This is a genomic window from Microbacterium sp. NRRL B-14842 (genome assembly GCF_050470785.1).
This window is the reverse complement of sequence record NZ_JBFLUM010000068.1, coordinates 1-7,350: the sequence shown is the minus strand read 5'-3', so window position 1 is coordinate 7,350 and position 7,350 is coordinate 1. Positions and strand designations below refer to the sequence as shown.

The window sequence follows — 7,350 nt, the reverse complement described above, 5'->3', positions numbered from 1 at the left end:
GGCAAGATCGGCGGCGCCGCGCAGAAGCGCCTCGCGAACGGAGGTGTGCTGCACCACGCCACCCTCTCCTACGACATCGACGGCCAGATGATGACCGAGGTGCTGCGGATCGGCCGCGAGAAGCTCAGCGACAAGGGCACGACCTCGGCCGCCAAGCGCGTCGACCCGCTGCGCAGCCAGACCGGACTGGAACGCGCCGAGATCATCGAGCGCTTCAAGGACACGTTCCGCTCGCTCACCTCCGCCGAGGAGGGCGGCATCACGCCGGACGAGTACGCCGATGCGCAGGCTCTGGTGGAGTCGAAGTTCTCGACCGACGCGTGGCTGCATCGGGTTCCGTGAGCCCTTCGACAGGCTCAGGCCCTTCGACAGGCTCAGGGACCCAGGGTGCAGGCTCAGGGGTCCAGGTCCCGGGGCGGGTGTCGGTGATCGAGGGGGACAACCTCGCCGTCGCGGCGACCCTGCCGTCCGGGTCCTTCACGCTCGTCTACCTCGACCCGCCGTTCAACACCGGAAGAGTGCGGGAGCGGCAGGTGGTCACCGCCCGCCGCACGTTCACAACTCCGGAAGAATCGGCGGATCCGGACGGGGGCAGCCCCCAACCGGCCGAAACCGCGTCGGATCTCCTGAGTTCTGAACACGCAGTCGGCGGGCCGGAGGTGCGGCACGGCTTCCACGGACACCGGTACGAGCGGGTGCGCGGCATGCTGCGCGCGTACGACGACAGCTTCGACGACTACGGCGCCTTCCTCATGCCGCGGCTGGAGGAGGCCTGGCGGCTGCTCGCCGACGACGGCACCCTCTACCTGCACCTCGACTACCGCGAGGCGCACTACGCGAAGGTCATGCTCGACGCGGTGTTCGGCCGGGACTGCTTCCTCAACGAGCTCATCTGGGCGTACGACTACGGCGCGAAATCCCGGCGGCGGTGGCCCACCAAGCACGACACGATCCTGGTGTACGTGAAGAACCCGCGGACGTACGTGTTCAACTCCGACGACGTCGACCGGGAGCCGTACATGGCTCCGGGGCTGGTGACCGCGGAGAAGGCGGCACGAGGCAAGCTCCCGACCGACGTCTGGTGGCACACGATCGTCCCGACGACCGGACGGGAGAAGACGGGCTATCCGACGCAGAAGCCCGAGGGCATCCTCCGGCGCATCGTGACCGCGTCCAGCCGACCGGGCGATCGGGTGCTCGACCTCTTCGCCGGCAGCGGCACGACCGGAGCGGTGGCCTCCGCACTCGGTCGGGAGGCGGTGCTCGTGGACGACAACCCGGAAGCGGTGCGGGTCATGGCCGCACGCATCCCGCACGCGGAGGTCCGCCGGGCCTGAGTGGGACGCGCTCGGCACGAGCCGTCAGATCCCGATCGAGACCTTCCGCAGGGTCGCGTTCACGGTCCAGACCGTCCGCATGCCGGCCGTGAGCCGCATCACTGACCCTGGGCCGAGTCCCACGGGCGGGAGCGCGGGTGCGGTGAACGCCACGGTCGCGCGACCGGAGAGCACGACGAACACCTCGTCCTCCTCGACGTCCACCGCCGTGCCCGGCGTCATCTCCCAGACGCCGATCTCGATCCCGCCGGCATCGTCGAGCACCGTGTAGGCCGTGGTCGGTGCGCCGTCGCGGACGTCCTCGTCGGGCAGCGGGGCGTGCGTCAGCGCGAGGTTCCCCGCGTCGACGACGGCTCCTGGGGTGAGCGTGGTCACGAGTCGAAGCCCATGCCGAGGGCGTCGAGCGTCTTCAGGAACAGGTTGCGGCGCCCCTCGTTGTGGTCGGCCCTGTCCATCGCGGCGCGGACGAGGTTGATGCCGACGGACGCGGCGGGCTCCGGCGGGAACGGGATCGGCTTCTCGCGCACCATCCGCAGCTGCGTGCGTTCGGTCTCCTCGCCGTCGAGCTTGTCGAGCATGACATCGGCCGCGAACCGGGCGGCCCCGACCCCGAGTCCGGTGAACCCCGTGGCGTAGGCGACCCGACCGCCGCGGGCGGTGCCGAAGAATGCGCAGAATCGGCTGGAGGAGTCGATGGCTCCGGCCCAGCGGTGCGTGAAGCGGAGGCCGGCGAGCTGCGGGAAGGTGGTGAAGAAGTGCGAGGCCAGGCGCCGGTGGCTCTCCATCCGGTCCTCGTACGCGGGGCGCACCTTGCCGCCGAAGTGGTACACCGCGTCGTAGCCGCCGAACAGGATCCGGTCGTCGGCGGTGAGCCGGTAGTAGTGGAACTGGTTGGCGCTGTCGGCGAGCCCCTGACGGTTCCGCCAGCCGATGGACGCGAGCTGCTCGGCCGAGAGCGGCTCCGTCATCAGCACGTAGTCGTACACCGGGACCGTCATGAGGCGGTTGCGCTTCAGGAGCGAGGGGAACACGTTCGTCGCGAGCGCCACCGCGTCGGCGGTCACCCGGCCGTGCTCCGTGACGAGGGTCACCGGACCGGAGTCCGCGCCCTCGATCCGCCGGACGAGGCTGTGCTCGTGGATCTCCACGCCGAGCTCGACGGCCACCCGTGCGAGCTCCAGGCCCAGCTTCGCCGGGTGCACGAGAGCGCTGCCCTCCCGATCCCAGGCGCCGGCGAGGAACGTGGGGGAATGCACTTCCGCCTGCACCGCCTCGCGGTCGAGGAAGCCCTCCTCCTCGCGCAGCCACTCGACCTGATGCGGCTCCACGGCGACCGCGAGCTGGCCCGTCCGCTCGAACTCGGCATCCATGTCGTACCGCCGCACGGTCTCGGCGATGCCGTCGAGGTTCTCGTGGCCCAGCTCCTCGAGGCGGTCGATCTCCTCGGGCCAGCGGTTCACGCCGTTCTCGTGGCCGTGCGTGAGGCTGGACTCGCAGAAGCCGCCGTTGCGCCCGGATGCCGCCCAGGCCACGCGGGATGCCTCCAGGAGGACCACCTTCCGCTCCGGATCCCGCTCCTTCGCGCGCACGGCCGTCCAGAGCCCGGTGTAGCCGCCGCCGACGACCACGAGGTCCGTGTGCACGGTGCCGCGCAGCGGCGGATGCGCGGGCCGCTCGACGTCGTCGAGCCAGAAGACCGACAGGGCCGTGTCGCGCAGGGCGTCGTCGACGACGGACTGCGAAGGACGACGGCGTTCGAAGACCGTGGTGCCCATGTTCACTCCGATGCGAGGGGAGCGCGTCAGCGCGTTCCCCAGTTGTAGAGGTCTTTGTAGAGGCCGGCGTAGAGCAGGCTCTCCGTCTGGATGATGCCGGGGATGGTGCGGATGCGGGTGGCGATGAGGTCGAGCAGATGGTCGTCGTCCTCGCACACCGCCTCGACGAGGATGTCGAACGTCCCGAGGGTGACGACGACGTACGCCAGCTCGGGGATCGCCGTGAGCTCCTCCGCGATCGCGCGGGGGTCGCCGGACACCCGGATCCCGATCATCGACATGCGGTGGAAGCCGAGCTGCAGCGGGTCGGTCACGGCGACGATCTGGATCAGACCCGATTCGGTCAGGCGCTGCACGCGCTGGCGGGCCGCGGCCTCGCTGAGCCCTACTTCGCGGGCGATCTCCGCATAGGGACGCCGCCCGTCCTCCTGCAGCAACTCGACGATGCGCTTCGAGATGTCGTCGAGGGCGGGGGGAGGCGTCTTCGGACTCATGTACCGATCGTGACATTCTGACCCGCCCTGCGCAACTGATTCCGTCGATCTGTGGACGAAAAGCTACAGATTCCGCGCTCGGATGGCTACCATGGCGCTATGTCCTCACCGTCGACGATGACCGTGCCCCTGCAGAACTTCATCGGCGGTCGCGCCGTCACCGCATCGGGGAGCGGGCGCCTGCCGCTCATCGATCCGGTGACGGAGGAAGCCTACGGCGAGATCCCGATCTCCGACCGCACCGACGTGGATGCCGCGTATGCCGCGGCCGCGGCGGCGTTCCCGACCTGGCGGGACACCCCGCCGTCTGCGCGCCAACTCGCCCTGTTCCGCATCGCCGAGGACATGGCCGCGCGGGCCGAGGAGTTCGCCGACCTCGAGTCGAAGGACACCGGCAAGCCGCGGGCGACGCTCGTCGCCGACGAGATCCTGCAGTCGGTGGACCAGCTGCGGTTCTTCGCCGGGGCCGCGCGGAGCCTCGAGGGTCGAGCCGCCGCGGAGTACCTCCCCGGGCACACCTCCTTCGTGCGCCGGGAGCCGATCGGCGTGATCGGGCAGGTGACGCCGTGGAACTACCCCCTGAACATGGCGGTGTGGAAGATCGCTCCCGCGCTCGCCGCCGGCAACACCGTCGTGCTGAAGCCGGCCGAGTCCACGCCGCTCACCACGCTGCTGCTCGCGGAGATCGTCGCCGCGCACACCCCCGCGGGCACCCTCAACGTCGTGCTCGGCGACCGCGAGACCGGAGCGGCCCTCGTCGAGCATCCGACACCGCAGATGGTGGCGATCACCGGCTCGGTGCGGGCGGGGATGGCCGTGGCCCGCTCCGCGGCCGACGACGTCAAGCGCGTGCACCTGGAGCTCGGCGGCAAGGCGCCCGCGATCGTCTTCCCGGACGCGTCGATCGAGAAGGCGGTCGAGGGCATCGTCACCGGGGCCTTCTTCAACGCGGGTCAGGACTGCACCGCGGCGACCCGGGTGCTCGTGCACGCGTCGATGCACGACGAGCTCGTCGCCGCACTGGTGGAGCGGACCCGCACGCACGCGCGGACCGGGGTGCCGGACGAAGAGGGCGTGCTGTACGGACCGCTGAGCAGCGCGGCCCAACTCGCTCAGGTGCAGGGCTTCATCGACCGGCTTGCGGCGCACGCGACCATCGCCACCGGTGGGAGGCGGCAGGGCGACCGCGGTTACTTCTGGGAGGCGACCATCGTGACCGGCGTGCAGCAGGACGACGAGGTCGTGCAGGGCGAGATCTTCGGACCCGTGCTCACCGTGCAGCCCTTCGATACCGAGGAGGAGGCGCTCACGATGGCGAACGACGTGCCGTACGCGCTCGCCGCCTCGGTGTGGACGCGGGAGCACACCAGGGCCATGCGCTTCTCCCGCGACTTGGACTTCGGCTGCGTCTGGATCAACACCCACATCCCGTTCGTGTCGGACATGCCGCACGGCGGGTTCAAGCACTCCGGATACGGGAAGGACCTGTCGCAGTACGGCTTCGACGACTACACCCGGATCAAGCACGTGATGAGCGCGCTCGACTGACGCGGCGGTCGTTCAGCGCAGGGCGAGGAGCTTGACGCGGCGGTGCTCCCGGAGCGTGAACTGCGGGCGCTGATCGATCTTCGTGGCCCCGTCGAGCTCCCACCCGTGCCGGGCGTAGAAGCCGTCGGCGCGGTCGTTGCCGTCGAGGACCCAGAGGTAGGCGCGGGTGTGGCCGGCATCGATCATGCGCTGCTCGGCGGCGTCGAGGAGGGCATGCCCCGCCCCCGTCGACCACGCGGTCGGGTCGGCGTAGATGCCGTACAGCTCGGCATCGTCCAAGCCGTCGGGGTCGCGACCAGAGCCGAACGACGCCCAGCCGACGACGGTGCCGTCGCGCTCCGCGACCAGGGTTCCGAGGCTCGTGGGCAACGGATCGGCGAAGATGCGGCGCCACCCGTCGGCCCGTTCCGAGACGGACAGCCCGTCCAGCACCTCCTGGTCGATGAGGCCCTCGTAGGCCGCCTGCCACGACCGCACGTGCACTCCGGCCACGGCCTCGGCATCGTCGGCGACGGCGTCTCGGATCACCAGGGGCGTCATCCCTCCACCCTATGCGGGCCCGCCGACGTCCTTCCGGGTTCCCCGGTCACACCTGCACGACACGGGTGCGTCTGTGGGGAGGAATCCCGGGTTCTGTCGTGCGGCCGTGCCCGGGTCGTGCAGGCGACGCAGCCGGGAAGGACGGGTCGACGGGTGCGACGCGATGTGGCAGGCTGGCGGGCACCGACTCCGCACGAGAATCGACCCCCCAGAGGTTCCGCCGCATGTCACGACCCCTCGCAGGACCGCAGACCCTGCTCCGCACGCTCAACGGCCGCGCGATCCTCGAGCGCCTCGCCCGGAGCGGACCGCAGACCAGGGCCGAGCTCATGGCGGCGACCGGCCTCTCCCGCACGGCCGTGACCCAGGTACTGCGGATGCTCGACGCCGCGGGAGCCGTCACTGCGGCCGGGGTCGACCGCGACACCCGCGGACCGGCGGCGGGCCGGGTCGCTCTGCACCCCCGCCCTCGGGGTCGCGGCGGCCGTGCACGTGGACCATCACGCCGCCCACGTCGTCCTCGTCGACGCGACCGGCACCATCAGAGCCGAACGGCACGGCGCCTTCCCCGCGGGCGAGGACCGGGTCGCGCACATCGCCGCCCTCGTCGCGGCCTGCCGCCGATCCGTGAAGGGCGCGCTCCACCTCGCCGTCGTCGGAGTGCCCGGCATCGTCGCGTCGGACGGTGCGATCCGCGACGACCAGGGACCGGACGGCGGCGCCTTCCGCTCGGCTCTCGCGGCAGCCCTCGACTGCCCGGTCCGCGTCGAGAACGACGTCAACCTCGCCGCGCTCGCCGAGTCGACCACCGGCGTCGGCATCGACCTCGCGAGTTTCGCGCTGCTGCTGCTCGACGACGACCTCGGCGCCGGCATCGTGATCGACGGGGCGCTGCATCGCGGGTTCTCGGGAGTGGCGGGCGAGGTGATGTACCTCCCGCAGACGCCGGTGCCCATCGGCGCCCCGGTCGCGGGCGCCGCGGTGGTGCGCGACCTCGCCCTCGGGCTCGGACTGGATGTCGACGCGCCTTTCCTCGCCCACCTGGAGGCGGCGCAACGCGGAGACGAGGCGGCGCAGGCCCTCGTCGCGGAGATCGGACGACGGCTCTTCCTCGCGGCGGGCAGCGTCGCCCTCGTGCTCGATCCCGAGGCCTTCATCCTCGGCGGGGAGGCGGTGCACCCGGCGCTCCTGGATGCGATCGAGCGGGTCGCGGACGAGTTCGCCGCGCAGCTGCCGCTCCGTTTCCTCGCCTCGGCGTTCGGTCCGGAGGCGCCGCTCGTCGGAGCTGTGGGTGAGGCGGCCTCCGCGCTCCGCGCCGACGTCTTCACCCGGATCCTCACACCCTCCCGCGCACACCGCCACCGGCCGCTGACCGCCCGACAGGACACGCCATGACCGCCTCCTCCGCTCTCGCCGACCGACTCGGGCTGCCGTCCGGTGCCAGGGCGGTCATCCTCAACGCCGACGACTTCGGGATGTGCCATGCCGCGAACGCGGCGATCTCCGGACTCCTCCTCCGCGAGCGGATCGACTCGGCGACGGTGATGGTGCCCTGCGCCTGGTCCCCGGAAGCACTCGCCTTCGCCGCCGCGCACCCGGACCTCGACGTGGGCGTGCACCTCGTCCTCACGAGCGAGTGGCGCCGATACCGGTGGC

10 protein-coding genes are annotated in these 7,350 nt (G+C 71.2%); 5 read left to right on the top strand and 5 right to left on the bottom strand.

Features of this window, described 5'->3' with window-relative positions:
• Positions 1–342, top strand: a 342-nt coding sequence (locus tag AB1285_RS24515) for a lipoate--protein ligase family protein (RefSeq protein WP_429978060.1), incomplete at its 5' end; no start/stop codon positions are given.
• Positions 343–419: 77 nt separating this feature from the next.
• Positions 420–1,337, top strand: a complete 918-nt coding sequence (locus AB1285_RS24510) for a DNA-methyltransferase (RefSeq protein WP_259953423.1) — start codon at positions 420–422, stop codon at positions 1,335–1,337.
• A 24-nt stretch (positions 1,338–1,361) separates the two neighbouring features.
• Here AB1285_RS24510 and AB1285_RS24505 read toward each other — a convergent pair whose 3' ends face one another.
• The 3 genes from AB1285_RS24505 to AB1285_RS24495 are packed head-to-tail and all read right to left on the bottom strand — an operon-like array spanning position 1,362 to position 3,606.
• The gene (locus AB1285_RS24505; protein ID WP_259953361.1) at positions 1,362–1,712 is read right to left on the bottom strand and encodes a cupin domain-containing protein; all 351 of its coding nucleotides are present in this window, start codon (positions 1,710–1,712) and stop codon (positions 1,362–1,364) included.
• Positions 1,709–3,112: an NAD(P)/FAD-dependent oxidoreductase gene (locus AB1285_RS24500; RefSeq protein ID WP_259953362.1), complete on the bottom strand. Its 1,404-nt coding sequence runs from the start codon at positions 3,110–3,112 to the stop codon at positions 1,709–1,711. The genes AB1285_RS24505 and AB1285_RS24500 overlap by 4 nt, the downstream gene beginning before the upstream one ends.
• A 26-nt stretch (positions 3,113–3,138) precedes the next feature.
• Positions 3,139–3,606, bottom strand: a complete 468-nt coding sequence (locus AB1285_RS24495; protein WP_025105441.1) for an Lrp/AsnC family transcriptional regulator — start codon at positions 3,604–3,606, stop codon at positions 3,139–3,141.
• Between the two features lie 99 nt (positions 3,607–3,705).
• On the opposite strand from AB1285_RS24495, the gene AB1285_RS24490 reads away from it, so the two are divergent.
• Positions 3,706–5,154, top strand: coding sequence for a gamma-aminobutyraldehyde dehydrogenase (locus AB1285_RS24490; protein ID WP_280567277.1), 1,449 nt, complete (start codon positions 3,706–3,708; stop codon positions 5,152–5,154).
• 12 nt (positions 5,155–5,166) lie between these two features.
• Here the strand turns inward: AB1285_RS24490 and AB1285_RS24485 are convergent, their stop codons facing one another.
• Both AB1285_RS24485 and AB1285_RS24480 read right to left on the bottom strand, forming a co-directional pair.
• Positions 5,167–5,694, bottom strand: a complete 528-nt coding sequence (locus tag AB1285_RS24485) for a GNAT family N-acetyltransferase (RefSeq protein WP_268777081.1) — start codon at positions 5,692–5,694, stop codon at positions 5,167–5,169.
• A gap of 227 nt (positions 5,695–5,921) precedes the next feature.
• Positions 5,922–6,155 (bottom strand): hypothetical protein, encoded by a 234-nt coding sequence (locus AB1285_RS24480; protein WP_429978058.1) that lies wholly within the window; start codon positions 6,153–6,155, stop codon positions 5,922–5,924.
• A gap of 25 nt (positions 6,156–6,180) precedes the next feature.
• Here AB1285_RS24480 and AB1285_RS24475 point away from each other — a divergent pair, with 25 nt between their 5' ends.
• Both AB1285_RS24475 and AB1285_RS24470 read left to right on the top strand, forming a co-directional pair.
• On the top strand, positions 6,181–7,089 hold the full coding sequence (locus tag AB1285_RS24475) for an ROK family protein (protein WP_429978056.1): 909 nt from the start codon (positions 6,181–6,183) through the stop codon (positions 7,087–7,089).
• Positions 7,086–7,350, top strand: a 265-nt coding sequence (locus tag AB1285_RS24470) for a ChbG/HpnK family deacetylase (protein WP_429978054.1), incomplete at its 3' end; no start/stop codon positions are given. The genes AB1285_RS24475 and AB1285_RS24470, both read left to right, overlap by 4 nt.

What these genes read in the sequence shown, in the direction of transcription:
- AB1285_RS24500 (WP_259953362.1), bottom strand. Translation starts at nt 3,112, where the DNA reads ATGGGCACCACGGTCTTCGAACGCCGTCGTCCTTCGCAGTCCGTCGTC.
- AB1285_RS24495 (WP_025105441.1), bottom strand. Translation starts at nt 3,606, where the DNA reads ATGAGTCCGAAGACGCCTCCCCCCGCCCTCGACGACATCTCGAAGCGC.
- AB1285_RS24490 (WP_280567277.1), top strand. Translation starts at nt 3,706, where the DNA reads ATGTCCTCACCGTCGACGATGACCGTGCCCCTGCAGAACTTCATCGGC.
- AB1285_RS24485 (WP_268777081.1), bottom strand. Translation starts at nt 5,694, where the DNA reads ATGACGCCCCTGGTGATCCGAGACGCCGTCGCCGACGATGCCGAGGCC.